Origin of the sequence: Corallococcus carmarthensis, assembly GCF_003611695.1 — a bacterium.
Classification (GTDB): Bacteria; Myxococcota; Myxococcia; order Myxococcales; family Myxococcaceae; genus Corallococcus; species Corallococcus carmarthensis.
Genome location: NZ_RAWE01000052.1, coordinates 1 through 25,461 on the forward strand (window position 1 = coordinate 1; position 25,461 = coordinate 25,461).

At 69.7% G+C, this 25,461-nt stretch carries 21 protein-coding genes; 5 read left to right on the forward strand and 16 right to left on the reverse strand.

The features are described 5' to 3' along the window. Positions 1–845 precede the first annotated feature (845 nt). Positions 846–1,442, forward strand: coding sequence for a macro domain-containing protein (locus tag D7X32_RS16435; RefSeq protein WP_120603528.1), 597 nt, complete (start codon positions 846–848; stop codon positions 1,440–1,442). 80 nt (positions 1,443–1,522) lie between these two features. Here D7X32_RS16435 and D7X32_RS16440 read toward each other — a convergent pair whose 3' ends face one another. Continuing rightward, positions 1,523–2,608, reverse strand: a complete 1,086-nt coding sequence (locus D7X32_RS16440) for an SGNH/GDSL hydrolase family protein (protein WP_120603494.1) — start codon at positions 2,606–2,608, stop codon at positions 1,523–1,525. A 230-nt stretch (positions 2,609–2,838) separates the two neighbouring features. On the opposite strand from D7X32_RS16440, the gene D7X32_RS16445 reads away from it, so the two are divergent. Beyond that, positions 2,839–4,125, forward strand: a complete 1,287-nt coding sequence (locus D7X32_RS16445; RefSeq protein WP_120603495.1) for a chloride channel protein — start codon at positions 2,839–2,841, stop codon at positions 4,123–4,125. 10 nt (positions 4,126–4,135) lie between these two features. Here the strand turns inward: D7X32_RS16445 and D7X32_RS16450 are convergent, their stop codons facing one another. The 11 genes from D7X32_RS16450 to D7X32_RS16500 form a co-directional block, all read right to left on the reverse strand. After that, positions 4,136–4,900: a carbonic anhydrase gene (locus D7X32_RS16450; RefSeq protein ID WP_158625698.1), complete on the reverse strand. Its 765-nt coding sequence runs from the start codon at positions 4,898–4,900 to the stop codon at positions 4,136–4,138. Between the two features lie 164 nt (positions 4,901–5,064). Continuing rightward, positions 5,065–6,375 (reverse strand): CapA family protein, encoded by a 1,311-nt coding sequence (locus D7X32_RS16455; protein WP_120603529.1) that lies wholly within the window; start codon positions 6,373–6,375, stop codon positions 5,065–5,067. After that, a complete protein-coding gene (locus tag D7X32_RS16460) occupies positions 6,375–7,133 on the reverse strand; it encodes a class I SAM-dependent methyltransferase (protein WP_120603497.1) in 759 nt (252 codons plus the stop codon). Before D7X32_RS16460 ends, D7X32_RS16455 begins: the two co-directional genes overlap by 1 nt. A 63-nt stretch (positions 7,134–7,196) precedes the next feature. Beyond that, the gene (locus D7X32_RS46260; RefSeq protein WP_208752450.1) at positions 7,197–8,630 is read right to left on the reverse strand and encodes a DUF8814 domain-containing protein; all 1,434 of its coding nucleotides are present in this window, start codon (positions 8,628–8,630) and stop codon (positions 7,197–7,199) included. A gap of 107 nt (positions 8,631–8,737) precedes the next feature. Further along, positions 8,738–9,502 (reverse strand): serine protease, encoded by a 765-nt coding sequence (locus D7X32_RS16470; protein WP_120603498.1) that lies wholly within the window; start codon positions 9,500–9,502, stop codon positions 8,738–8,740. 24 nt (positions 9,503–9,526) lie between these two features. After that, entirely contained in the window at positions 9,527–10,501 is a 975-nt protein-coding gene (locus D7X32_RS16475; protein ID WP_147450172.1) for a hypothetical protein, read from the reverse strand. Between the two features lie 70 nt (positions 10,502–10,571). Then, the gene (gene upp / locus D7X32_RS16480; RefSeq protein WP_120603500.1) at positions 10,572–11,207 is read right to left on the reverse strand and encodes a uracil phosphoribosyltransferase; all 636 of its coding nucleotides are present in this window, start codon (positions 11,205–11,207) and stop codon (positions 10,572–10,574) included. A gap of 21 nt (positions 11,208–11,228) precedes the next feature. Continuing rightward, the gene (locus tag D7X32_RS16485; protein WP_120603501.1) at positions 11,229–12,437 is read right to left on the reverse strand and encodes a URC4/urg3 family protein; all 1,209 of its coding nucleotides are present in this window, start codon (positions 12,435–12,437) and stop codon (positions 11,229–11,231) included. Next, a complete protein-coding gene (locus D7X32_RS16490; protein WP_120603502.1) occupies positions 12,430–13,683 on the reverse strand; it encodes a GTP cyclohydrolase II in 1,254 nt (417 codons plus the stop codon). Before D7X32_RS16490 ends, D7X32_RS16485 begins: the two co-directional genes overlap by 8 nt. Positions 13,684–13,760: 77 nt before the next feature. Continuing rightward, the gene (gene mmsA / locus D7X32_RS16495; RefSeq protein WP_120603530.1) at positions 13,761–15,245 is read right to left on the reverse strand and encodes a CoA-acylating methylmalonate-semialdehyde dehydrogenase; all 1,485 of its coding nucleotides are present in this window, start codon (positions 15,243–15,245) and stop codon (positions 13,761–13,763) included. Between the two features lie 202 nt (positions 15,246–15,447). After that, a complete protein-coding gene (locus D7X32_RS16500; RefSeq protein WP_120603503.1) occupies positions 15,448–15,888 on the reverse strand; it encodes a hypothetical protein in 441 nt (146 codons plus the stop codon). A gap of 503 nt (positions 15,889–16,391) precedes the next feature. Here D7X32_RS16500 and D7X32_RS16505 point away from each other — a divergent pair. The 3 genes from D7X32_RS16505 to D7X32_RS16515 all read left to right on the forward strand — a co-directional run bounded on the left by D7X32_RS16505 (position 16,392) and on the right by D7X32_RS16515 (position 19,711). Beyond that, positions 16,392–17,087 (forward strand): hypothetical protein, encoded by a 696-nt coding sequence (locus tag D7X32_RS16505; RefSeq protein ID WP_120603504.1) that lies wholly within the window; start codon positions 16,392–16,394, stop codon positions 17,085–17,087. 141 nt (positions 17,088–17,228) lie between these two features. Further along, entirely contained in the window at positions 17,229–18,968 is a 1,740-nt protein-coding gene (locus tag D7X32_RS16510; protein ID WP_147450173.1) for a PilZ domain-containing protein, read from the forward strand. Continuing rightward, complete coding sequence (locus D7X32_RS16515; RefSeq protein WP_120603506.1) at positions 18,965–19,711, forward strand: hypothetical protein; 747 nt, start codon at positions 18,965–18,967, stop codon at positions 19,709–19,711. The genes D7X32_RS16510 and D7X32_RS16515 overlap by 4 nt, the downstream gene beginning before the upstream one ends. Before the next feature lie 6 nt (positions 19,712–19,717). On the opposite strand, the gene D7X32_RS16520 is transcribed toward D7X32_RS16515, so the two are convergent. From D7X32_RS16520 to D7X32_RS16535, 4 genes are all read right to left on the reverse strand, one after another. Next, positions 19,718–20,947 (reverse strand): AAA family ATPase, encoded by a 1,230-nt coding sequence (locus D7X32_RS16520; protein WP_120603507.1) that lies wholly within the window; start codon positions 20,945–20,947, stop codon positions 19,718–19,720. Between the two features lie 179 nt (positions 20,948–21,126). Beyond that, positions 21,127–21,648, reverse strand: a complete 522-nt coding sequence (locus D7X32_RS16525) for a GNAT family N-acetyltransferase (protein WP_120603508.1) — start codon at positions 21,646–21,648, stop codon at positions 21,127–21,129. 208 nt (positions 21,649–21,856) lie between these two features. Next, complete coding sequence (locus tag D7X32_RS16530) at positions 21,857–23,809, reverse strand: DUF4091 domain-containing protein (protein WP_120603509.1); 1,953 nt, start codon at positions 23,807–23,809, stop codon at positions 21,857–21,859. A 119-nt stretch (positions 23,810–23,928) separates the two neighbouring features. Beyond that, positions 23,929–25,173 carry a phospholipase D-like domain-containing protein gene (locus D7X32_RS16535; RefSeq protein WP_120603510.1) on the reverse strand — a complete coding sequence of 415 codons (1,245 nt, stop codon included), beginning with the start codon at positions 25,171–25,173 and terminating at the stop codon, positions 23,929–23,931. Positions 25,174–25,461 lie beyond the last annotated feature (288 nt).

Genomic DNA, 25,461 nt, shown 5'->3' on the forward strand with positions numbered 1-25,461 from the left:
CTTCCCTCTCGCTGCGCTTTTCAGCGCTGCTCTTGAGGTGAAGCGCCCTCAAAAAATTGACTGCGGGTTTCCGCAATCCATTACTGCTTGGGCTTGCTATTTGGTTTTCAAAGACCGAGCCGCTTGTTGCGACTTTGTTGCTTGCCGGCTTCTTTTCAACCGGCTGGGCTGCAGCTTCTATTTCAGTTCGAAGTCAGCGTCAACTTCGCTTTTTCGTCCTGCGGGCTGCTTCGAAATCCGTCGGCGCCGTCCAGTGACTTCCGCCGCTTCTTTCGAGGGGGCGGCTTCTACTTCAGCGCCGCGTTCCCTGTCAACCGCTCGTTGTCAGCTTTCCTCACCGCCCGCCGTCCGTGTGTTGCCTGCCGGACTGCTTTCTTCGGTGGGGGCGCGGCTTCTATCTCTTCGCCGCGTTCGCTGTCAACCCGCTCGTTGACTGCCCTATTTCTTTTTCGGTGCTGCACTCTCTCCGAAGTTCCTTCCGCGCCAGTGCGCGGGCTTCGAAGTGAGGGGCGCGGCTTCTACCTCCTGGCCGCGTTCGGGATCAACAACCTTCGTCGATCCTTTTCGTTCCCTCTGCGGACTTCCCGAGGCCCGGAGGCCAGCGGTTCGTTGCGCGGGGGGCCACTCTCTAACGCTTCGGGCCAGCGACGTCAAACCCTTGGTTGCGCAGGAGCTGAGCATTCCGTCTTGGTCATTTGTGCTCCGACGGAAAGAGGGCTCGCCGAGCCCTTCCTGCAGGTCATGGGAAGCAGCATGGGCGGAGGCCTGCATGGGAATTTCCCGCTCCCTCGACCGTGACGGGCGCCACGCGGCCGTGACGCCTCTTGGTGCTAGACGGCTGGGACATGCTCCCCGAAAAGATCTACCTCATCGACCTCCAGCCACAGTTGGTGCGGGCCTGGGACGAGGCTTTCGACGCATTCGACTTCATCGCCGTGCGGGAGGAGGACTTCTTCGCCGTCCCCGCGGACGCGATGGTCAGCCCCGCCAACAGCTTCGGCATCATGGATGGAGGGCTCGACCTGGCGATCCGGGACACGCTGGGCCTCCAGGTGCAGGACGCCGTCCAACGGGCCATCGTGGAGCAGCATCATGGCGAGCTTCCCGTCGGCACCGCCGTGGTCGTGCCTTCTGGCCACGACCGCTGGCCCTTCCTCGTTGCCGCGCCAACCATGCGCATCCCGGAGAGCGTGTCGCAGACCGTCAACGCCTATCTGGCGTTTCGCGCCGCCCTCCTCGCGGTGAAGCGGCATAACGAAGCCGCTGGAGCTCCTGTCATCCGGACGCTGGTGTGTCCCGGGCTGGGCACCGGCATCGGGGGGCTCGATGCCCGGCGGTGCGCGATGCAGATGTTGCTGGCCCTGAAGCATGTGCTCGCACCGGCCCGCATCCCCTCCTTCCGCGACATCCACCTCACCCACCGGGCACTCCGCACCGCATAGGCCTGGACACGACAAGGCCCCCGACCCGGTGACAGGTCGGAGGCCCTGGGGCCCTACGGATGCCGCTTCACGCCTTTACATCAAGGCGTCGCGGGGTCGAACGTGGAGAGGCTCCAGCCCATGCGCTCGTGGCCGAACTTGTTCCAGTCCGGGTTCTTGCCGTTGACGACCTGGCTGTCCGTGTAGGTCGGCGCCGCGGAGCCGGAGCCGGAGCCGGAGAAGATGTTCACGCTGATGGTGGAGCCCGTGTACGTGGGGTGCGTGTTGTCCGACTGGATGTAGTCGTAGCTGGTGCTGCTGTTCGCCAGGTGCCCGTTCGCGTCGCGCAGGGTGCTGCGCAGGGTCACGCTGATGCGCTGCACGTAGGCGTCCTCGGTCTCGCCGGCGCGGTACGCGATGGCCGCGGAGTCAATCTGGCCGTCGCCGTTGCGGTCGTAGTCCGACGCCATCATCTCCGCGAAGGCGTCCGCGCACTTGAAGCCGTACTTCGCCGCCAGGTTACAGGCGCGCCAGTTGCTGCGCGCCAGGAGCGGCAGGAAGTACTGCTGCTTGTTCACCTTCTGACCCGTCGTCGCGTCCGTGCAGGCCGTCAGCACGTTGTCCGCGTCATAGCCGGGGTAATAGATGTTGGAGATGACCTTCACCTTGGCGGTGGTCGCGTACTGGTTGATGGTCTGCATGCCACGCTCCATGTACGTGGTGCAGGTCGCCAGCGCGTTCTGCAGGCCGCTGTAGTTGCACGTGCCGGTCTGGTCCGTGAACGCGCTGCGGGCCTGCAGGTAGTCGTTGCCGCACATCTCGAACATCACGACGCGCGTCTTGGCGTCCTGCATGTACGAGCGCTCGGAGACGATCTTGTTGTTGTAGATGTCGTCCGCCTTCGCGCCGGACTTCGTGCGGCGGATGACCTCCACGTTCGAGCCCCACTTCTGCGCCGCGTACTCCCCCTCCACCACCGGAGCGCCACGGCGCGCCACGCTGCTGATACCGCCGTTGTAGCCGGCGAAGATGGAGTCGCCGTACGCCACCACCCGGTACGTCTGCGACGCCGAACGGTTGATGGTCCACGACGTGTTCTGGTTGATGGTGCTGGCCATCGCGGTGCCACTGAGGGTGGTGGCGGCGAGGACGGCGGCGAGGGACAGCCCGCTGCGACGAACGGACATACCGGCTCCTGAAGAGGTAGGGGGTTCCCGCCCCGGGAAAGGGGAGAGGCCGCGCACGGTACACGGGTTTGATTCTGGAATCACTCCTGAGACCAGAATTAACTTCGCAATATGCATTCCCTGTTGAACATGAATTCCGCCACAGCGCGTCAGAGTGTGACCGCGGTGCGCTCCTGGCTGACGCGGTGCTTCCGATTGACGCAATGTTTCATGGCTAGACTGCGCGGCTCATGAACCTCTCCCGGAGTGCTCGAGCGCTGGGCCAGTGGCTGCTGCTGGGCGCCAGCGTGGGAGGCGTGTGCGGTGTGGCGTCCGCGGTGTTCCTGGCCCTGCTGGAGCAGGCCACGGAGTTCCGGGTGGCGCATGAATCGCTGGTGTATGCGCTGCCGGTGGCGGGGCTCGTCGTGGGCGCGGTGTACGGCCGGTGGGGCGCTTCCATCCGGGGCGGCAACAACCTGGTGCTGGACACCGTGCATGAGGGGGACTCGGTGATTCCCCTGCGCATGGCGCCCATGGTGCTGCTGGGCACGGTGCTCACCCACCTGTTCGGTGGAAGCGCGGGGCGCGAAGGCACCGCGGTGCAGATGGGGGCGAGCCTGGCGGACCAGATTGCCCACCGCTTCCGCGTGACGCCGGACACCCGGCGCGAGCTGCTGGCGGCGGGCATCGCGGGCGGCTTCGGTTCGGTGTTCGGCACGCCTCTGGCCGGCACCGTGTTCGGGCTGGAGGTCGTGTGCGTGGGCCGGCTGGGCTACGAGGCGCTCCTGCCCGCGCTCACGGCGTCCATCGTGGGTGACCTGGTGACTCGAGGGCTGGGCATCCACCACACCGCGTATCCGTCACCCCAGGTGCTGGCGTTGACGCTGCCCGTGCTGGGCCGGTGGCTGGTGTTCGCGGTGGGCATCGCGGCCGTGGCGGTGGCCTTCATCGAGGGCACGCATGGGCTGAAGCGGCTTCTGGAGCGCCGTGTGCCGTGGCTGCCCGTGCGCATGGCCCTGGGCGGACTGGGGGTGGTGGGCCTGTGGATGCTGGCGGGCACCAGTGACTACCTGGGCCTGGGCGTGCCCGGCATCCTGCGCGCGTTCGAGGATGTGTCGCTGCCTTGGGGCGCGTTCGCGTGGAAGCTCGTGTTCACGGTGGTGACGCTGGGCGCGGGGTTCCTGGGCGGCGAGGTGACTCCGCTGTTCTTCATTGGCGCGGCGCTGGGCAACGTGCTCGCGCGGTTGCTCGGGCTGCCGGTGGACCTGGGCGCGGCGGTGGGCATGGCGGCGCTGTTCGCGGCGGCAGCCAATACCCCGCTCGCCCTGTCCCTGATGGCGGTGGAGCTGGTGGGCGCCTCCGTGCTGCCGCACGTGGCCATCGTCGCCACGGTGGCGTACCTGCTCACCGGGCACCGGGGCATCTATCCGTCGCAGCGCATCGCCCGGAGGAAGTTGGGCGGGCCGCTGCTGGATCGCATCGTTGCCCTGCGCGACCTGCACGAGTCGCCCCGGAAGGAACCCGAGGCGCCCCGCTAGCGGGTGCTGGTCAGTGCCCACCAGCCGCTTCGGTGGCGGTGGTGGCGGGCTTCGCGGCGGGGGCGAGCCCTTCCGTGTGCCAGAACTCCACGTGCCCGGTGTCGAGCGAGTAGATGGCGGAGACGACGGCGAGTTCGCCCGCTTCGACCTTCTTCTTGAGGAGCTCGGAGCGCTGGGTGAGCTGGCGGGTGACGGCGTCCACGTTGGCGTGCGCGGCCTTCACGACCTTGGGGTCGTGGCGGTCGGCGTCGGTGAGGTGGGCGTCGATGAGGTTGCTCTTCACGGAGGAGACGAGCGCATCGAGGTTGGGTGAGCCGGTGCTCTGACCGTCCGGAATGGCGAGGCCCGTCTTCACGGCGCCGCAGGACTCGTGGCCCATGATGACGATGAGGCGCACGCCCAGGTTGGCAACGCCGTACTCGATGCTGGCGACGGCGAGGGGCTCCAGCTCGTTGCCGGCCTCGCGCACGACGAAGAGTTCACCGAGCCCCTGGTCGAAGACGAGCTCCGGCGGCACGCGCGAGTCGCTGCACGCGACGACGATGGCGTGCGGGTGCTGCTCGGTGGCCAGTGCGTTGCGCACCGCGATGGTCTGCGCGGGGTGGCGCGCCACGCCCTTGGTGAAGCGGAGGTTGCCCTGCTCCAGCCGGTGGAAGGTGACGGGCGGCGCTTCGGGCTTCACGGCGGGGTGGGACGGATGCGGGTCCTCGGCGAGCGCGGGCATGGCGATGCCCAGCAGCGCGACGGCCGCGGCGGTGCGAAGAAGAGGAATCATGGGGTGTGACCTGGGGTGGGGTGTACGCCTGAACATGGTCCGGGCGCCCCGCAGGGGTAACAGGGCCGCGGGTTCGGAACCATGGCTTCCATGACGGGTCACGGAAGTGTCACAGGCGACTCCGGCGTCGGACGTTCACCTACCCAAGCAGCCTGGCTCGCGGTTCATGGCACCGTCTGAGCCGTCAGCCCCACCGCTCCGTCGTCCCTCCGCCGAAGCTCTGGCGTAGCGACGCGGAACTCCGCGGGCAGCATTCGCAGGATGCGTTCGCGGCGGTAGCGGGCACTTGCCAGGCGCTGCTCCAGGGCGGCCTTCTCCGCCCGGGCCACCTTGTCGGGGGGCGTGGTGCGCAGGGCCAGTGCCGCCAACCTTCGCGACACCTCTTCGATCTCGCGATCGATGAGCACCGGCTGGATGTTCCGCCGTGCTCGGGCCTTGCGGCCCTTGGCGTTGTTTTCAATCCATACCGGCAACACCGAGATGTCTCCCAGGGACACCGGGGCTCCGGGCTCCGCTCTTGTCACTCCGACTCGCAGGAGCAGCGTGTCCCTCTTGTCCCCGTCCTTCCCCAACTGCCCCTTCACGTGCCGGTAGAAGCGGCCCTGGTTCGCCACCAGGTTGCCCAACGAATACGCGATGAACCCGCGGCGGCCGGACTTCGTCGTGTACGCCTCCAACGGCTGGAGCACGTGCGGATGGTGTCCGATGACCGCGAACGCTCCCGCCTCCAGGAAGGCCTGCCCCAGTGCCCTGTCCAGCGGATGCGGCGTGTCCGAGTACTCCGTTCCCCAGTGCCCCATCACGAACAGCGCGTCACACTTCGCCGCCGCGGTGCGCACCCTTTCCATCGCCTCCTCCGGCTTCAGCCCCCTGCGCGAGGCGTGCTCCGGGTAGGGCAACAGCGCCACGTGCGGCGCGTCCGCTTCCTTCGGGTTGCTAAAGCCATTCAGGCTCCTCGTGAAGGACAGGAAGCCCAGCTTCACGCCCCGCACCTCCATGAACACCGGCTCCCAGGCCGCGTCCCTCGTGAGCCCCGTGCCCACGTGGCGCAGTCCCGCCGCGTCCAGGTTCTGCAACGTCTCCACCAGGCCTTCGACGTGCTGATCCCTCGCGTGGTTGTTGCCCGTGGACACCACCTTCACGCCCGCCCCCACCAGCGCCTGCACCATCGCTGGCGGCGCGTTGAAGACCAGCTCCTTCGTGAAGGCCTGGGTGTTGGCCGTCACCGGCGTCTCCAGGTTCACCACGCCCACGTCCGCCGTGCGCAGCACGTCCGACAACGGTCCGAAGACGTGGTCCCAGCCTTCGTGGTTGAGCGAGGGTGCTCCGCCACTTCCGCTTCGCGCGTGGGCCTTCGCCACCGACTTCACCTCGCCATGCGGAATCACGTCTCCGCCAAAGACGAGCTCCACGCGCGTGGGCGCGGCCATCCCCCACAGCGGGATGAACAGCAGCAGGGCCCCCCACCCTCGCATCACTCCGGCTCCCGCACCCCGATGAAGACCTCCCGGTTCCAGGGGTCTCGCCGCGTCGTCGCGGGACAGCCTGCTTCCCGCATCCACTCGAGCCAGTCGTCCCGCCGGAACAGGCCGAAGCGGTGGCGCTCCTGCGACATGCTCACCGTGCCGTCCGCTTCCCGCAGCAGGTAGGCGAACGCGGTCTCGAACGTTTCGTCGTCCGGATCCGGATCCCATGTCCACATGAGATAGCGCATCCCTCTTCCGTCCGGCGCGTCGTGGCCTCCGGACTCAGTGAGGGGTTCGAAGGTCTCACGCACGCAGTCCGGCAACAGCACCACCCGGCCTCCCGGACGGCAGTGCGCCGCCGCAGTGAGGACCGTGGCCCGCGCATCCTCCCGCTCCACCGCGTACATGATGGCGTCGTGCACCATCACCCGGTCGAAGGTGCGCCCCAGCCGCAGCGACCGCATGTCCCCCACCCGGTGCTCACACTCCGGATTGACGGCGCGGCTCACCGCGACCATCTCCGGCGAGCGGTCCGTCAGCGTCAGCGTGAAGTGCTTCTTCAGGTGGAAGGCCAGGCTTCCACCGCCCGACCCCAGCTCCAGCATCGTGCGCGCGGGGCCCTCCTCCGGGCGCAACATGGGGAGCAGGTCCTCCGCCTCCTCCACGTACTCCTCCGGTGGCGAGAACAACGGCCACCAGGAGGCGAGGTCCGTGTAGAGCTGGGGCTCCTCCACGGGAGGGGGAATCACGGTGCGCAACGACGCCATGGGTGTCTTCCTCGGAGACGGTTCAGTGTTCTACCGCCCGGACAACCCGTGCGTCCATGAGGCCTAGCGGACCTGGATGGCGTCCGCGACCACGTAGGTCCCCGCCGTCACCCAGCGGCTCAGCTGGACCTTGTTCCAGCCCGCCGGGAAGCTCCACGTGCCGAGCGTGTTCCACCGGGCGCCGTTGACGGTCTGGTTCACCTTCACGTTCGCCAGCTGCGTGCCGGACGCGTTCGTGATGATGAAGGGCGCCACCGTGGAGCGGTCGGTCGCCGCCGTCCACCACGCGTCCACCGTCTTCGTTCCCGCCGCGGAGAGGTAGAACCAGAACGTCGCCGGCTCCGACACCGCCGCGCCCGGGGACACCAGGTAGCTGGTGCCGTAGTAGCCCGCCACGTTCGTGGACGAGGCCCAGCTCGTGCCCGTGAGCTGGATGTAGCCCTTCGCCTGGTCGTTGTTCGCGTTGTTGCTGTCGATGACCAGCCCCGTCGTCGAACCTCCGCCGGACGTCCACAGGTACGTCACGTCCACCCAGTCGTTGTTCGTCATCCCCAGGTCCGTCCAGAACGTCCCGTCCGCGATGTCGATGCCCGCGGGGTTCGCCGGCCGGCGCCCGAACTGGTCCAACCCGCCGTTGAAGTTCTCCTGGTACGCCGCCTGCGCCTCCGGCTTGCCCTGAGGCAACGTCTTCCACATCTCGCGCACGCTGGACGCGTTCCAGTAGTCGTCCTTCGTGTTCCACGGGCCCACGTCCCAGACGGACGTCGTCGCGCACTTCGCCGTCTTCGAATAGCAGACGCGCACCTGGTACTCGGAGCCTCCGTTCGACGCGAGCCCCCGCCGCGACGGCAGCGCCACGAAGCGGTCGTTGGTCTTGATGACGTGGCCGTTCGCCGTCGTGCCGCCCACCAATCCCTCACGGGTGGCGTAGACGCGGTAGCTCAGCGGCGCGAGCGTCTGGAGGCCTTCCTCCGTGCCGGTGCCTTCGCGCCAGCCCTCCAGGCCGACCTCCTGGACCGCCGGGCCGCGGCCGCGCTCGTCCGCGATGAGCGCCAGGCGCACCTGCACCTCCGTGCCCGAGCGGGGCAGGCGCACGACTTCGTCACCCGTGGCGGTGCGCCATTCGCTCCAGGCACCTCCGGGGACCCGCACGCGCACGTCCACTTCGACGCCCTGCCCCAGGCCCACCGTCGCCTGGACTCGCGGACGGAAGGTGTCCACGGGCTGCGCGAGCGTGCGCGCCGGGAACTCGAAGAGGCCCGTGAGCCGGCTCAGGCCTTCGGGACGGCGCATCACGGCGTTGGGTTCGTAGAGCAGCCCGTCCCGCGTGCCCACGAGCTCCGACGTGCCCGTTCCCGTCGAAAGGTTCTCCGTCCAGCGCTGCGGGCCGGTCTCCTGCCGGAGCGATTCCGGCGCGGGCTCCGCCGCCGCCACTCCTTCCGCGAAGACCGCGCCCAACATCACCGCCATCAGGGTGGACCGCCACGACGTGCGCATGCTTGGACTCCCGGGAAATGGACAAAAACGTTTAGACCGTTCAACGTTTAAATCCGTCTTTCCCGGTTCTCAAGAGCCAAGGCGTGAAACAGCGTTGGCTCACCGCATCACGTTCCGTTGATGACGGAGCGGATCCACGGCGTGTACGTGGCCACGTTGGTGAACATGGAGAACGTGTTGCACTGGTTGGAGCCGAACCCGCTCACAATCCCATACAGCGTCCCGTTGAAGGCCAGCGGGCCGCCGTCATCCTTCGTGCAGACGTTCGCGGTGGCGCTCGGCGCCGTGCACAGCACCGTGCCGTTGACATAGGTGCTCCCCACCAGGTCTCGGCAGGTGGCCGTGGAGGTGATGCTCAGGCTCACGCGCTTGAGCGCATCGGAGGTGGGCCCTGTCTGCGTGCGGCCCCAGCCGCTTGCGATGTACGGCGCTCCCAGGGGCGCGGGCGCATCCGGCAGCGTCAGCGGCTGCACCGCCTGTGACAGGTTGAAGGGCTGGGCGAGCTGGAGGAGCGCCACGTCATGGTCCGGCGCGATGTAGGACGGGTGCATCACCTTGCGCGACACCGCGCGGTACTGCTCGTCCGCCTCCACCGCGCCCAGCCGCAGGTCCCCCGCGTAGATGCGCATGGACGCGGGCGTGACGCCCTGGACGCAGTGGGCCGCGGTCACCACCCAGCCGGCGCGGATGAGCGTGCCTCCGCAGGTGAATGCACCCGAGACATGGATGCGCACCTGGTAGGGCAGCTCGTACCGGGCCGCGATGCCTCCTCCGATGATCTCCTGTGTCTGGACCCCGAGCTCATCCGGTGCCCCGCCACAGCCCAGCAGCCCCAGCAGGGGCAGGCCGGCCAGCCATGCTCGCTTTGTCATGGGTCGTGTCCTCCGAAGGTCCGCTCAGTAGTTCGAACGCACGTACACGGGGTGCCCGTTGTCCTCGTAGACATTGCCCGTGGACGTCTGGAGGAAGGTGCTGTCGAACACCATCGTGTACGACGTGTCCGGGTTCGACGTCTGCGCGGAGCCCCGGTCGAAGCGGTTGCGCAGGAACGTGCCGCCGCCCCCACTCGCGCCGCCTCCGTTGATGCAATACACGCCGCCACCGAACCAGTTGTCTTCAATCTTCAGGTTGGAGGACGGGCCCACGATGGTGTTGATCATCATCGCGGCGAGCTGCTTCTTCGGGTTCGGCACGGGCTGCGTGCCCAGCACCGGGTCGTGGTACGCGGCGAAGTTCGAGCCGATGACCTCCAGCCCGCTGCCCCCGTGCGACTGGAGCACGTCGTTGTGCGTGCGCGAGTCCGTGCCCGGGTGGTTGGGGTCCGGCGAGAAGTGCACCAGGTCATGCCCGTAGCTGCCCTGGATGGACACGTTCACCGGAGCGTTCGCCGTCGCCGGGGCCACGGAGAAGGCATCCACCACGCCCGACACATTCACGCGGTACGCGGTGTACTCCCGCATGCCAATGCCATTCACCCAGTAGGTCGGGTTCGCCGCGCGCACGGTGGTGAACTCGATGCGCGCGTTCGTGCCTCCCGTTCCAATCTGGATGATGGAGCCGCCCGCCGTGAACGCGGGGCCGCCGTCCACCACGCAGTTGCTCACCACGGTGTTCGCCGCCTTGATGAACACCTGGCCGTGGACGATGGTGTCCTCCAGCCGCTGCCCCGCCTGGTTCAACGTCACGTTCCCGTTGATGACCTTGGTCGGGTAGGCGCGGATGATGCCCGCGCCCGTGTTCGCCGCCGTCGGCTTCGTCTGCCGCAGCACGAACGTGTCCGCCGCCTGCTCCTGGGCGGCGAGCATCGGGTCCCCACCACAGGCGAGGAACCCCAGGGCCATCAACGCGGACGCGAAACGCGGAGTCTTCATGCGGTGAGACATGAATCATCCACGTCTCCCCGTCAATCATGTAAATCGCGACTATTCAGACCACACCGGCCTACTTCGTGCCGAAGAGTCGGTCTCCCGCGTCGCCCAGGCCGGGCAGGATGTAGCCGTGCGAGTCCAGCTTGTCGTCGATGGCGGCGGTGAAGACGCGCACGTCGGGGTGGTGCTCGCGCAGGTTCACCAGGCCTTCCGGACACGCGAGCAGACACACGAAGCGCAGGGAGCCCGGACGGCTTCGCTTCACGCGCTGGAGCGCCGCCACCGCGGAGTTGCCCGTCGCGAGCATGGGGTCGCAGACGATGACGTCGCGGTCCTCCAGGTTTGCGGGCACGCGGTAGTAGTACTCCACCGCGCTCAGGGACTCCGGGTCGCGGTACAGGCCGATGTGGCCCACTCGCGCGGAGGGCACCAGTTGGAGCAGGCCGTCCAGGATGCCCTGCCCCGCTCTCAGGATGGGCACCAGCACCAGCTTCTTGCCGTCCAGCGCCCAGCCCGTGGTGCGTGCCATGGGCGTTTCAATCTCCTCCTCGCGCAGCTTCAGGTCGCGCAGCGCCTCGTACCCGAGCAGGAGGGAGATCTCCTCCAGCAGCGCCCGGAAGGCCGCCGTGCTCGTGTCCGTCCTGCGCATCACCGTCAGCTTGTGCTTCACCAGCGGGTGATCCACCACCGTGCAGTTCGGGAAGTCCATGCGTCCTCCTTGATTGGTTTTTCAGAACACCGTGCCGTCACTGCGGATGCGGATGGGCGGCACGCCTCCGGGGCGCAGCTCCGCCGCCACCCGGCGCCCCGCGGTCCATGTCCCGCCCTGGAGCACCTTCGCCAATGGCAGCTCCTCCGCGCTCAATTCCAGACGCCCACGCACCAGCGCGGCCACGCGGTCCAGCAGCGCCACCGTCAGCGCGCGCCACTCCACGATGGGCGCGTCGCCCGGGGCGTAGACCTCCACCGTCAGACGCGGGTCCTGCGGCACCAGCACGCCCAGGTCCACGAAGAGGCCGCCGTTGCGGTACTCCGGCAGGCCGGTGAGCGCGTCCAGCTCCGTCACCGTCACGCCCGCTTCCGCCAGCGGCTCCACCAGTGAGTACGCCAGCCACTGGGACAACTTGTGGAAGGGCACCAGCGCGTCCGCGCTGCCGGGCGGACCCAACGCCGGGTGCGGCCACACGTCCCCCAGGTTGACGCCGTCCACCGTCGTGCGCCCCGGCCAGATGGGGCCCAGCACTTCCAGCACCGTGCCCAGCACCTCCGCCGCTCGCACGCTGCGGCGGTGCGCGGCCAGCATGTCGAACATCGACCCCGGCCTGGGCAGCACGCGTGACAGGCCCTGCAACAGGTGCAGCCGGCCCTCCACTCCCAGCAGCGGGTTGGATTCGGACACCTGGAAGCCGCGCTCCAGCTGCTCGCGCGTCATGCGGCTCAGGGCCTCCGCGTCCGCCCGCAACGGCCGGTCTGGATCCGATGAAAAGCCGCCCGCCATGAACATGCGCAGCGACGCCACCGCCAGCCCCTCCGAGCGCACGTACGAGGCGCCTCCGGGCTCCTGGTAGCGCCACGCCGGGCCGCTGCCCGCGTCCAGCAGCACGCTCACCACGCCCAGGTCCACCTTGGCGCGCGCGCGCTCCTCCGGCGGCAGCGGGGCCAGCTTCGCCTCCAGCTGCGCGAGCCGGGGCACCCCTCCCGCGTCGAAGTGCCTCCAACGGCTGTGCACCGGGATGTCCAGCCGGGGGTACGCCTCGTGCGTCACCGCCAGCACCCGGTCCACCACCGTGGGCAGCCGGGACGGCTCCACCCGGAAGTACTCCAGCCGTCCGGCGAGCCCCAGGTCCAGCACCTGGTGACAGCGCTCGCGGATGGCCGCCGGGCTGCGCAGCCACGCCACCGTGGGGGACACCTCCTGTACCCGGATCGCGTCAAGCATCGAGGTCCCGTCCCTTCACCTGCGCCAGCGCCCCCGCGTCCGCCACCGGCCCGCGCGTGAAGTAGCCCGCTGCCTTCTTCGCCTCCATCTCCACCTTCGCGTCCGCGGGGATCAGCCCGTCCGGAATGGGCACGCGTTCGAGGATCTCGATGCCCGAGCGCACGATGGCGTCGTGCTTCATGTCGCTCATGGAGACGAAGCGGTGGATGCGCGTGATGCCCAGCCAGTGCAGCACGTCCGGCATCAGCTCCTGGAAGCGCATGTCCTGCACGCCCGCCACGCACTCCGTGCGGTGGAAGTACGTGGCCGCGGAGTCGCCTCCCTCCTGGCGCTTGCGCGCGTTGTAGACGAGGAACTTGGTCACCTCGCCCAGCGCGCGGCCCTCCTTGCGGTGGTAGACGATGAGCCCCACGCCGCCCTGCTGCGCCATCCGCACGCACTCCTCGATGCCGTGCACCAGGTAGGGCCGGCAGGTGCAGATGTCGCTGCCGAAGACGTCCGAGCCGTTGCACTCGTCATGCACGCGCGCCGCCAGCGGCACGTTCCGGTCCGCCAGCGAGGCGATGTCCCCAAACACATACAGCGACAGGCCGCCGATGGGCGGCAGGAAGACGTGCAGGTCCGGGCGGGTGATGAGCTCCGGGTACATGCCGCCGGTGTGCTCGAAGAGGCCCCGGCGCAGCGCGCCCTCCGTGAGGCCGAAGCGCTCCGCGATGCCGGGCAGGTACCAGACGGGCTCCACCGCGGCCTTCACGACCTTCACGTCGCCATTCGCCGCCACCAGGTCGCCGTCCACCTTGAGGCGGCCGGCGACCATCGCCTCGCGCACCTCCGGCATGTTGATGTGGGCCCGGGTGACGGCGATGGTGGGCCGGTAGTCCACGCCCTGCTCGGCGTAGGCGCGGAACACCTGCGACGCCACCGCACCCCAGGGGTCCAGCGACACGATGCGCTTGGGGTCCCCCCACGCCGGATGAGGGCCCACCTGCGCCGCGGGCGAGGTGTTGGTCAGGTCCGCCTTGTGGTCCTGCGGCAGCTTGCCCGCGGACACCGCCAGCGCCCGGTAGATGGAGTACGCACCTGAGTGCGTGCCAATGACGTTGCGGTTCGCGGCGTCAGAGAGGGTGGCCACCACCGGGCCCCGGCGCAGCGGCTCCTGTTCGCCCCAGCGCAGGGGTACTCCGGGCACCTGCCCGTCGGGATGGGACGTGAGACGGATGTGATTGACGGGCTTCTTGTCAGCCATGGGTGCACCCTCCTTGGGGGGCGCGGGAAAGGACAAACGTCTGGAAATGGGGGCAGCAGGAGGACGCCAGCGCGGCGTCAGCTCATCCACGAGCCGTCGGTGCGCGCGGACCATTTGCGCGTCACCTTCTTGAGCTGGCTCCAGAAGTCGAGGCTCGACGGTCCGGTGACGTCCCCGTGGCCGAACTTCGACTCGCCCGTGCCACCGAAGGAGAACGGTTCACGCGGCACCGGCACGCCCACGTTCACGCCCACCATGCCGGCCCTGGCGCCCTCCACCACCGACTGGGCCACCGCGCCGTTGGTGGTGAAGATGGACGCCGCGTTGCCGTACGGTGACGCGTTCTCCACCGCGAGCGCCGCTGACAGCGTGGGCACCCGCACGATGGACAGCACCGGGCCGAACAGCTCGCGCCGCGCCGCCTCCATCTCCGGGCGCACGCCGTCCAACACCGTGGGCCCCAGCCAGTGGCCGTTCGCGTACGCCTCGCCCGCGGGCCGCTTGCCGCGCCCGTCCAACAGCACTCGCGCCCCGTCCGCCTGGGCCTTCGCGATGGCTGTCTCCAGCCGGTCCACCGCGCCCCGGTCGATGAGCGCGCCCATGCCCGGGCCGACCTCCAGGCGCGATGCTCGCCGCAGGATGTCATCCACCAGCGGCTGCACGTCTCCCACCGCGAGCATCACGCTGGCCGCCATGCAGCGCTGGCCCGCGCAGCCGGTGAACGAGTCCACCACCGCCTGCGGCGTGAGGTCCGGATCCGCGTCCGGCACGACGATGAGGTGGTTCTTCGCGCCGCCCAGCGCCAGCACGCGCTTGCCGTGGCGGCTGCCCTCGACGTAGACGTGCCGCGCGACGGGGGACGAACCCACGAAGGCCAGGGCCTTCACGTCCGGGTGCTCCAGGAGCGCGTCCACCGCGGCCTTGGAGCCGTGCACGACGGAGAAGACGCCGGGTGGGTAGCCCGCCTCCACCATCAGTTCGCCCAGCGCGGTCGCGGTGAGCGGCACCTTCTCCGACGGCTTGAGGATGAAGGCGTTGCCCACCGTGACGGCGATGGGGAACAGCCACAGGGGCACCATCGCGGGGAAGTTGAACGGCGTGATGCCGGCGACGACGCCCAGGGGCTCGCGGCGGTATTCACAGGTGACGCCCCGGCTCACCTCCAGGTGCGCGCCGCCATCCAGGTTCTGGAGCGACAGGGCGAAATCACAGACCTCCAGTCCCTTGAGCAGCCCCGCGCGGCCTTCCGCCACCGTCTTGCCGGACTCGCTCGCGGCCAGGTGCGCGAGCCTTTCCAGGTGCGTCTCCAAGAGCGCGCGGAAGCGTTGCAGGAATTGGGTGCGCTCGCGCAGCGGGGTGACGCGCCAGCCTTGCGCGGCGGCCTTCGCGGCCTCCACCGCCTGGGCGACGCCGGAGGCGGTCGTCAGCGGCACCCGGCCGATGAGGGCACCGGTGTAGGGACTGCGGACCTCCTGCGCTGACGCTCCGGCGGGAGAGACCCACTCTCCGCCCACGAGGTTGCGACAAGAGACGACGCTCTCGGGAAACCGAACAAAGGACACGCGCACCCCCCCGGTGTTGCGTGACGAATGGACGGCAAGGATAGACGCAAAGCCGGAAGGCAGGGCAAGGCGGGGGGCGTCACCGTGTCCATGCCTGATCGGAAGCGATGGATCTCCCCATGTTGCTGTGTCGCAAACCCGACCGATGTGCGCGGTGGGGGTTGCCACGGCCCGGGTGCGCGAACGTGCGCGCCGCGCTTCGTCAGGCCTGGGAGAGCATCCGCTGGTGCCGTTCCGACAGCGCCGCGGTGTCGGTGGTGGCGCGCAGCTCCGCGATGGTGGTGGCGTCCTCGGTGTCCGGGTTGAGGCCGAGCGAGATGGCCTCCAGGTACAGCTCCAGCGACAGCAGGAAGCGCGAGTCGGCGGTGAGGGGGTCCCCCTGCTCGCGCATCAGCTCGCCGTCCTCGCGCACCAGCTTCGCGAGCATGCGCACGCGGGCAGCGGTGCCGAGCAGGCGCGAGGTGGACTCGGCGTCCGCGAGGATGAGCGCGCCGTACTCCATGCCCAGCACGGTGAGGGCCGTGTCCCGGAGATGGTTGCGCGCGTCCGCGTACCGCTTTTCCTTCCGGGCCTTGAGGATGCTGGCGATGGCGGCGGCGAACTGCTCGGCGGCTCGCTCGATGAAGTCCTTGCGGAGGGACATGGGGCACGCAGGGTAAGCCCGTCCTGGCGCGCATGCACCTTTCCCACCGTGCAGGCACCCTCCTGTGACATCAAACCCAGCGGGTTTCTTGTTTTCACCGCCTGGGTGTGAGGAGGGCGGCTCCACGGGACACACTCCGGGTGCTCCATGGGTCCGGACGCGTTCCGCCCGGGGAGCGCGGCGGCGCGCGCAGCGCCCGGGCACGGGCCGACAGCCCCTCCTTCCGCGATGACGTCCCGCGCCGGGACGCCGGTCCCGAGCCCTCCGCGAGGTCCGCCGTGGACCCCAACAGCATGCACATGGAGGCCACGACGGGCCGCGACCGCCTTATTGGCAATCCCTTCCGCGCGTCAGCGATTGCCACCCCCATCCAATGGACTTGAAGCTTTTCAAGGTCTTTCACGCATTCACCATCTATGTATAGATTTTCGATTGGGAATCCCAGGGGATTCCAGACGGCACTGCGATTGCCAACCCTCTCACTCCCCCAAAGGAGTCAGGCCATGCCCCTGTCCATGCTGAAGTCTGGGATTCGCGCCGCCGTGCTGCTGTCTGTCTGCCTTGCCGGGAGGACCGTCTGGAGCGAGGAGGTCCAGCTCACCGTCCAGGACGTGCCCCAGCCGCTCGCCGCCGCGGTGAAGCAGCTGGAGACCCGCGAGGGCTGGGGCATCACGTATGAGGAGCCGCCCGACAAGCCCGCGCCGAAGGGCTCCCTCACCCTGACCTATACCGTCACGGATGCCACCCGGGCGGACCCCCGGTTCCAGGAGCAGGTCCTCACGCAGCTGCTCGCGCGGCCGGCAGGGAAGGACGCCCCGCGCTTCCGGCTGGTGCAGGCCGGAGGGCTCTGGCACGTCACGCCCGAGCAGGGCTCTCCGCTGGAGACCCCCATCACCCTGCCTCGTCAGAAGCGCCCGCTGGGAGAGCTCCTCCAGCGCCTCTGCGCGGAGGTCACGAAGCGGAGCGGGACGCAGGTCGAGCTGGGGCGCACGGCCGGGCTCCCGTTGGAGACCCGGGTCACCCTGGAGGCCGTGAACCGGGAGCCCGCGCGGGCCGTGCTGGCGAGGCTGCTGAACAGCGCTCCCCGGCGCGCGGCGTGGACCCTGCGCACGCAGGGCACGGCGCAGAAGTACCTCCTTTCTCCCCACCGGATCTTCCGCCTCACGGGCGACACGCCGGAGCCGGTCCTGGAGAAGTGACCCACCCCCGGCTCCACCGCTCGCGGCGGGATTGAACGACCAGACCCGAGGTCCGGTTGCGTATCCCGTTCAAGCGCGGATCCACGGGAGCCCCTGGGGGATTCGCGCGCCCCCCGCCGTCATTCATCCGGAGCGTCCACCGTGGGAGCGCATTCCGCTCGCGCACAGCTGCGTCCGTTGTCCGAGGCCCCCGCCCTGGAATGGGCTGTCCGCTGGGACATCACCGACCCCGAGCGCATCCTCAGCATCCTCGCCACCGCCGCCGCGCTGGGCTCGCCCGCGATGCTGCGCCGGGGAGACACGGCGTCACCGCTGCGGCTGGAGACGCTGGAGTCCGAAGGAGGAGTCCTCCACTGGTCCGGGCTGACGGTGGAGCCGGGCGCGGACGCCTGGGAGGTGGAGGTGTTCGGTCAGGGCTGCGTCTACCGGATGCTCCTGTCGGGTGAGGCGGAGGCGCCAGGGACGTGGATGACGCCACTGCCGCGCCAGTTGATCCAGGTGCGCCGCCGGGCCCACCGGCGTGCTCCCGCGCCCTCGAACCTGCGCGTGCGTCTGCCGTTGCCTGGATGGCTGGGCCGGGAGCGCGACGCGGTGGACGTGTCCCTGGGCGGGCTGTCGCTGCGGCTGGGCGCGGGGGAACGCCTCTCGCCGGGCCGGGTGCTCCAGCCCATCGAGCTGCGCATGGGCGGAGGCGAGTCCGTGTCGCTTCGCGGGGAGGTGCGCCATGTGTCGGCCCGCGCCGATGGTGGGTTCCAGTGCGGGCTCCAGGTGACGCCGGTGACCCCCGACGATGAAGAGCGCTGGCAGGCGCTGGTGGCCCGGGCGCTCCATCCGACGACGCGCGCCGATGGGACGCGAGTGGAGGAGCTCTGGCAGCTGTTCAGCGACGCCGGCTACTTCAACCTGGCGGGCAGGGCGGCGGAGGACTTCGAGGCGCGGCGCCAGAGCTTCGTCGAGCTGGCCCGACAGGCCGGCACGCTGGGCTCGGTCCTCACCCAGGTGGTGTGGCCGTCGGAGCGCGGCGTGGAGGCGACGCTCTCCGCGATGAAGCCCTACCGCTCCGTGTGGATGGTGCACCAGTTGGCGCGGCGCCAGGACGCCACGCGGTTCGAGCGCCTCAAGGGACAGATGCTGCGCGAGGTGTACGTGCACTGCGTGGAGCACGCGCAGCGGGACCCCGGGTTCCGGTGGCTCGCGGCGTACATCGAAGCGACCGTGCCCTTCACGTACCGCGGGCACGTCGGCTTCTCCGACCGCATGGCGGCGACGGGGCGGACGCTGCTGCTGCCCATGCGAATGATTGACGTCGAGTGCGGCCACTCCCCTGCCCCGCCGCTGCCGGGTCTGGAGCTGGGGCCCGCGACGGAGGCGGAGCGGCGACTGCTCGTGGAGCGGATCGCCCTCACCCGGCCCGCCTGCTACGCCGAGGCGCTGGACCTGCGGCTGGAGACCCTGGACCTGCGGGACGCTTCGCGGGCCTGGCAGGCGGTGGGCCTGGAGCGTGAGCGGCACCTGCTGGTCGCGCGCGAGGGAGCGAAGCCGGTGGCGGTGGCCGTCCTGGAGTCCGGACCGCCCGGCACCAACCCCTTCGGGCTGCTGGACTCCGTGCGGCTGTTCGCGCTGTCGCCGCGAGCTCGGGAGGCCTATCCGGCGCTGATGGAGGGGGCTCGCCGCTGGTTCGCGCAGCGGGGCCGCGACCGCTTCACCTTCCTGGCCGAAGAGGCTGGCGACGTGGAGGCCGCGGGCCTGCACGACACGGCCCCTGACGCGAAGCCGTCCCTGTGGCTCATCCCCGCCGACCTCGCTCCCGAGTTCCTGGAGCACCTCCACGAGCAGACGGCCCCCCGTCCGCTCTCCCACCCTCAGAAGGAGCTGTCATGAGCCTCATCCAGGCGCAGTACCTGCCGCACGTGAAGGAGACCCGAGCCCGCCTGGAGACGGAGCCCGTCGTGCGCACGCTGCTGTCGCCGGACATCTCGCCGGACCTGATGGCGCGCTTCCTCATCGAGTGGTCCGCCCGGGGCGCGTACATGACGGAGCCCGTGGACGGGTGGATCCGCGGCGCCGGTGAGCGCTGCATCGCGCTGGGACAGGAGAAGGTGGGCCGGCAGCTCATCACCCACGCGAAGCACGAGGCCGGCCATCACCTGATGACCCTCCAGGATGCGCGCGTGCTGACGGCGCAGTGGAACGCGAGCCATGCGGACGCGTTGGACGCGGAGGCGCTGGTCGCCCAGGCGCCCACGGCCGCCATGCGCGAGTACCGGCAGGTGCACGACGAGGCCATCACCGGCGACCTGCCGCTGGGTCAGGCGGCCATCGAGTACGAGGTGGGTTACCTGGCGGTGGTGGTGGTGCCGCGCATCCTGGCGCACGTGCGCGCGGTGCTGGGACAAGGGACGTTGGACACGCTCACCTTCCTGCGCGAGCACGCGGAGGTGGACGTGGGCCACACCGCGCTCAACGAGCGGATGATGGAGGGGCTCTTGAGCACCCAGCCGGAGGAAGGCCGGCGGCTGGCGTCGTTCGGCACGCGCGGGCTGGACTGCTACCTGCGCTTCCTGAACGACTGCCTGGAGGCAGCGCGCCGGAGCCTGGGCGGCGTCACCGCGGCGGCGGCCTGAAAGAAGTCACGGAGCCGCGTGGCCCCGTGATTCCCAGTACGCGCGCTGTGCGGGCACGGAGACGAGTTCCCGCTCCGGATAGCGCAGCGCGGTCAGCTTCCCTCCGAACACGCAGCCCGTGTCCAGGCAGACGGTGTTGTTCACCCACTCGGATTCCGGCACGGAGGTGTGGCCGTACACGACCATGGCCTGTCCCCGGTACTGCTGTGCCCAGTCGGCTCGCACCGGCAGGCCGTAGGCGTCCGCCTCGCCCGTCGTCTCACCGTAGAGGGCGAAGTCGCGCACCTCGGGGGTGTCCCGGCCGTGCATCGGCTCCTTCAGGCCCGCGTGCGCCACCACCAGGTGGCCGTCGTCCAGGACGTAGTGTGGGAAGCGGGCTTCGATGAAGTCGGCGACCGCCTGGGAGAACCCGGGCGGTTCACGTTCCAGCTGCTCCAGTGTCATCGCGAGGCCGCGACCCACGCGCACGTCCTTGCCACGCAGCTTCTTGAGCAACTTGATTTCATGGTTGCCCGGCACGCACAGCGCCGTGCCCGCCTCCACCATTCCCATCGCCAGGCGCAGCACGTTCGTCACGCCCGGCCCCCGGTCCACGAGGTCGCCCAGGAACACCACCTTGCGGCCGTGGGGCGCGCCCACGTCGAACCCAGGCGCTCCGTCCGCTCGCGGCGCGACCGTGTAGCCCAGCTCCGTCAGCAGGGCCTTCAGCTCATCGAAGCACCCGTGGATGTCTCCGATGATGTCGAACGGGCCGTGCTCGTCCTGGCGGTGGCTGGGGAGCGGGCGGTGCTCGAACGCCACCGCCTCCATCGTCTCCGGAGTGAGCACGTGCACATGCCGGATGCCTTCCTTCGTCAGCCCCTTCAGCGCGTTCTGGAGCTGCTGCACCTGGTTGCGCAGCGCGCGTGGGCTGGCATGCGATCCGGTGCGCGTGCGGTTGCGCTCCAGACAGAGCGGTTCCGGCGTGTCCATGGCCACCGCGACCAGGGCCACGTGGTGCTCACGCGCCAGGGTCACGTAGTGACGGCGCGACTCGGCGCTGAGCGGGACGCCGTCGATGACGGTGAGCGTGCCCTGCTTGAGCCTTCGCGCCACCTCGTCGTGGAGCTTCGCTTCGTTGCCGGTGCCTGGCAGCACGTCCTCTGGGAGGAAGTGCGCATTCGCGAGGGTGGACTTGCCGGAACCCGAGGGACCGATGAGCAGTACGAGCGACTGCTCGGGAATGGGAATCATCATGATGGGAACACCGGGATGGGGGTCGGCGCGCCGACCGGCGCCCCTTCCGGGGCAGGGCGCACGCCACCACTCCAGCGCGCGATCCCTTCCAGTGCCCGGGTCACGCAAACCTTCGCGGACCCTCCGGCGACAGACGGGATGCGCTCTCTACGTGTGAACGCCTTCCCGCCTGACATGCGTCACTTCATGGGCAGCAGATACGCTTCCAGGTACACGTCCGGCCGTTCGAGGTCGCCCTCGGGCACGCGCTGGTAGCCCCGGCGCTCGTACATGCGCGCGACGCCCTTCGCGCCCCGGCGCACGTGGAGGGAGATGGCGTCCACGCCCCAGCGCTTCGCGATGACTTCCGTCTCCGCCAGCAGCGGCTGCGCCAGCCCCTGGCCCTGGAAGCGCACCCCGGTGGCCAGGGCGCGCAGGTCCGCCGTGCGGGGCAGCCAGGCCTCGGAGCCGGGGGCGTCCGGCGGGTACAAGGCCACCGTGCCCGCGATCTCCCCGTCCACCTCGGCCACGAGGATGGTGCACGCATTGCGCCTCGAGGCGATGTCGCGCAGGAACGCCTTGCGCTCCTCGGAGTAGACGACCTCCGGCATCAGCCTCGCGTACTGCGTGGTGTAGGCCTCCACCAGCAGGTCCCCAATCACCTTGTCATCCTCGGGCCGCGCCTCGCGGAGGATGACCCGATTCGTCACGTCCGTGCTCATGCGTCGCCCTCTAGCATGACGACCCGGGCATGCGCGGGGGCTTCCGGGCAGGCTGCCGGGCTCCGGACATGACGGTTGTACCTCCCGGGTCCGACGCGGTCCCAACGGGTCCGACTGTCCGACTGTCGGACAGGTTTCCGCGTCCCTCCTGTCCAAGGGCGTGGCGCGTTGCGGCAGGCGCAGACGCTTCGACTGATTGCCCCCGCGCCTACTTCCTGCGCGCGGGGACGGTCACACGAGCGCGCTGACGGCGCATGCCTCCGAGCACCCAGGCCGCGAACACCAGGCCTCCCGCGACCGCCGCCGTTCCGCCTCCGCCCGTGGTGCAGCCTCCCGCCTGCGCGTCGCCGACCACGTCCGGCGTCACATCGGCGTTGACGCCGGGCACTCCCTGCGACGGTCCTCCCGCGGCCTCCTCCGGCACGGGGGCGGTGCCGCCGTCCGTCGGGGTTCCCGTCCCCGGCTGCTGGGTGCCCGCGTCCGGCGTCTGGGTGGCGGTCAGCTCCTCGTAGCGCTGGATGAGCTTCAGCCTCGCCGCGTCGAACGCGGCGCCGTCGTCCGTCACTCGCGACGCGGCCGGAATCAGGTCCCTGGCCACCTTGCGCGCGAAGGCCGGGTCTCCCGCGTCACTCACCGCCTTGAGCCACTCGTAGTCCTGCATGCCCTGACGGATGAGCTTGAGCCGCAGTGACGCCACCGGCACGTCCGTCTTGCCGCCGATGGCCGCCGGCGTGCCCGGGTAGAAGAGCGTTCCGTCCCCGTTGCCGTTGAAGCGGTACTGGTCCGCCCACGCCGTGGAGAGCATGCCCACCGACTGGTAGTACAGCTCGCCCGTCGCGCCCTCGAGGAACGTCACCCACTCCATCGCGCGCGCCTTCGCCGCCGACCGGTCCAGCATGTACGACGGCCAGCCCGCGCCCGGCTTGTTCTCCGGCGCGTTGGTCCCATACGCACAGCCGTGGCTCATGCAGCTCTGATACATCCACAACTCAGCTCCCGGACGCGCCAGGAAGTCCGTGTACGTCTCCCGCTGGTCGCCCCGGAAGTCCGCGTCCGTGCCGTCCAGGTGGTTCACCAGCGGCACCGCCACGTCCACCTGCGCCTCCAGGCCGTTGCCCTTCAGCTCGCGCGAGTTCGTCGTCAGCATCGTGCGCAGCCCGGGTGCCGCCTGGCGCACCAGCTCTCCCGTCGCGTGCACCTGCGCGAAGGTCGTGCCGTAGGGCGGCTCGTCCCCCAGCTGCACGTAGGCCCGGTCCAACCAGCCCTTCTCCTTCATGTGCGCCGTGAAGTCCGTCAGGTTCGCCGCGTCGAGCGGCCCCACGTACTCCAGGCTCGTCATCCGCGCGCCTTGCAGCCGCGTGGGCGCCGTCCCATCCAGATACGGTCCCCACGTCGCATCGAAGCCGTTCCAGTCCGGCGGCCACGGCTTGCGCGGGAAGAGGCTGGACAGCGTGAAGCGGTGCTCCAATGCCATCTGCTGGTAGCGCGCGAGCAGCGGCTGCAGCTCCTCCGGCGTGCAGTCCTCGCGGCCCGTGTGCGCGCGGCACACGTGCGGCGGCCAGAGCAGGAACGCGGATGGCAGCGAGGACGTGCTCGGCAGCGCCGCGTCCACCACCGTCAGCCTCGCCGTCACCTGCCGCTGGAAGCCTCCGTCCGCCTCCACCGTCACCGTCCCCAGGTAGTCGCCGGGCGGCGCGTTCTGGGGCACGTGCACGTCCACCCAGATGGCTCGCGCCTCACGGGCGGGCACGTCGAAGGGGAAGGCGCTGCGCGTCTCACCGGCGACCTCGTCCGTGTCCGGCACCAGCCCGTCCGGCCACGCGCCCACCGGCTCGCCCGCCACCGACGCCTGCTTCGTGGTGACCAGCGCCTCGCGATACAGCGTCACGTCCGGCCCCGTCAGCTTCGTGGGGCCCTCCAACGCGGGCAGCTTCGCGCGGACGCCCGTCAGCCCCGTATCGCCGCCCTGCAGCGCGACCTGGAAGGAGACGAACTCGTTGCGGGCAGCGGTGAGCCGCACCTCGGTGGCGCTCCGGGCGGCGGTCGCCGGCCGCACCTTCACCATCATCCCCTCGCCCCACACGGCGGGCCCGGCCGCGAACACCGGCAGGGCCAGGGTCAGCGACAACAGGGCGGCACGGAATGGTCGAATCGAAGGCATGAAGAGACCAACGCACCCCGGCACCGCGTGGCTTCCCGCGTCGGACGTCCCTTGTCAGCCGGGCAGGCAGGCGGCCGGGGACTCCAGGGCCGGTGTGGTGGGCCCAGGCATCTCCCGGCTCATAGGAAGTCGCCGATGAACCACGGCAGCTGCTCGCTCAGCTTCTGAAGCAGGCCCCGCCGCTTCCAGCCGTGCCAGTGGACCTCCGCGGAGTGCGTAAGGTCCTGCTCGAAGGCGGCGGCCAGCTCCTCCGCCAACACCGGATCCTCCACCATCACCGAGCCCTCATCGGTGTGGCTGAGCGCCAGCGGATCCAGGTTGGTGGAACCCACGACGCTCAGCGTGTCGTCCGCGACCAGCGTCTTGGAATGCATCATCGAGATCTCGTACTCGTAGATGCGCACGCCGGCCTCCAGGAGCCTCGCGTAGGACGCACGCTGCGCGGCGAGCACGGGTCCCACGTCGTGGTGGCGGCCGGGCACCAGCACCCGCACGTCCACGCCCTCGCGGGCCTTGAGGATGAGCATGTCGCTGATGGCTTCCGACGGCAGGAAGTACGAGTTGGCGATCCACAGCCGGTGCTTCGCGGCCGCGATGGACAGCAGCCACATCTTCGACGCCTCCGTGAGGAAGCGGTGGCCCGTGCTGGCGACGAAGCAGGCCCGTGCGTTTCCGGCGGGGGCAAGCTCCGGGAAGGATTCCGGGGGCAGGAAGTCGCCACCGGCCTCCTGCCAGTTCTGCGCGAAGGCGATCTGCATGCCTCGCACGACGGGGCCCCGGACCCGCACGTTGGTGTCCCGCCAGGTCTCCGGCGCGTCGCCGTTGCCCAGCCAGCTGCGCCAGATGCCGAAGCCTCCGGTCAGCGCGACCTCACCGTCGCGGATGACCATCTTGCGGTGCATGCGCGCGCGGATCCGCACCGCGTCCAGGGACGTCACCGCACCCTGATAGGGGCGGTAGATGCGCACGTCGCAGCCGGCGTCCGCGAGCACGGGAGCGACGACCTCGAAGTTCACGCTGCCCAGCGGATCCACGATGACCCGGCACTGCACGCCGGGAGCGCGCTCGCGCAGCGCGATGAGCAACCGGTCCGACGGAATGCCCGGACGCCAGATGTAGCTGGCGATGTGGATGCTGGAGCGGGCGGCGCGGATCTCCTCCTCGATGACGTCGAAGACGCGGCCGTTCTGCACCAACTCCACGCCGTTGCCGGGCTCCATCGGGATGCCCAGCGTCTGCTCGATGGCGAGCTCCCGCGCTTCCGGGTCCTCCGGCAGCGCGCGCAGGCGCAGGTCCTGTCGGTGGTTCGGGTAGGGACACCCCGCGGCGAGCAGGGCGAGCAAGATGGGCCAGGCCAGCCGCACGGTCCGGAAGCTAGGGCAGCCCCCGCCCTTCCGCATCCGCCGTGTGATTTCGCGTGGAGGAAGGGTGTGAACGGGCATCGCCACCGTCCACCCGTCGACGGTTGAGCCATGTGACACCCAAGGCCGGTGGTGCTGGACGCGCCGCATGCGCACTGCTGGGTGCGCATTACGGACGCGCAGGGAGGACGGACACGGCATGGGGCGACGGGGGATGGCACCAACGCGCGGGGCGCTCCTGCTGATGGGCCTGCTCGGGGCACCCGCTGTCCGGGCGCAGGAGGTTCCTCC

Excerpts from the sequence above, each read along its gene's own strand:
- D7X32_RS16455 (WP_120603529.1), bottom strand. The coding sequence starts at position 6,375 with ATGCGAGGGTGGGGGGCCCTGCTGCTGTTCATCCCGCTGTGGGGGATG.
- D7X32_RS16490 (WP_120603502.1), bottom strand. The coding sequence starts at position 13,683 with ATGGCTGACAAGAAGCCCGTCAATCACATCCGTCTCACGTCCCATCCC.
- D7X32_RS16525 (WP_120603508.1), bottom strand. The coding sequence starts at position 21,648 with ATGAGCACGGACGTGACGAATCGGGTCATCCTCCGCGAGGCGCGGCCC.
- D7X32_RS16470 (WP_120603498.1), bottom strand. The coding sequence starts at position 9,502 with ATGACAAAGCGAGCATGGCTGGCCGGCCTGCCCCTGCTGGGGCTGCTG.
- D7X32_RS16445 (WP_120603495.1), top strand. The coding sequence starts at position 2,839 with ATGAACCTCTCCCGGAGTGCTCGAGCGCTGGGCCAGTGGCTGCTGCTG.
- D7X32_RS16460 (WP_120603497.1), bottom strand. The coding sequence starts at position 7,133 with ATGGCGTCGTTGCGCACCGTGATTCCCCCTCCCGTGGAGGAGCCCCAG.
- D7X32_RS16505 (WP_120603504.1), top strand. The coding sequence starts at position 16,392 with ATGCCCCTGTCCATGCTGAAGTCTGGGATTCGCGCCGCCGTGCTGCTG.
- D7X32_RS16435 (WP_120603528.1), top strand. The coding sequence starts at position 846 with ATGCTCCCCGAAAAGATCTACCTCATCGACCTCCAGCCACAGTTGGTG.
- D7X32_RS16530 (WP_120603509.1), bottom strand. The coding sequence starts at position 23,809 with ATGCCTTCGATTCGACCATTCCGTGCCGCCCTGTTGTCGCTGACCCTG.
- D7X32_RS16520 (WP_120603507.1), bottom strand. The coding sequence starts at position 20,947 with ATGATGATTCCCATTCCCGAGCAGTCGCTCGTACTGCTCATCGGTCCC.
- D7X32_RS16500 (WP_120603503.1), bottom strand. The coding sequence starts at position 15,888 with ATGTCCCTCCGCAAGGACTTCATCGAGCGAGCCGCCGAGCAGTTCGCC.
- D7X32_RS16485 (WP_120603501.1), bottom strand. The coding sequence starts at position 12,437 with ATGCTTGACGCGATCCGGGTACAGGAGGTGTCCCCCACGGTGGCGTGG.
- D7X32_RS16475 (WP_147450172.1), bottom strand. The coding sequence starts at position 10,501 with ATGAAGACTCCGCGTTTCGCGTCCGCGTTGATGGCCCTGGGGTTCCTC.
- upp (WP_120603500.1), bottom strand. The coding sequence starts at position 11,207 with ATGGACTTCCCGAACTGCACGGTGGTGGATCACCCGCTGGTGAAGCAC.
- D7X32_RS16450 (WP_158625698.1), bottom strand. The coding sequence starts at position 4,900 with ATGATTCCTCTTCTTCGCACCGCCGCGGCCGTCGCGCTGCTGGGCATC.
- D7X32_RS46260 (WP_208752450.1), bottom strand. The coding sequence starts at position 8,630 with ATGCGCACGTCGTGGCGGTCCACCCTGATGGCGGTGATGTTGGGCGCG.
- D7X32_RS16440 (WP_120603494.1), bottom strand. The coding sequence starts at position 2,608 with ATGTCCGTTCGTCGCAGCGGGCTGTCCCTCGCCGCCGTCCTCGCCGCC.
- D7X32_RS16515 (WP_120603506.1), top strand. The coding sequence starts at position 18,965 with ATGAGCCTCATCCAGGCGCAGTACCTGCCGCACGTGAAGGAGACCCGA.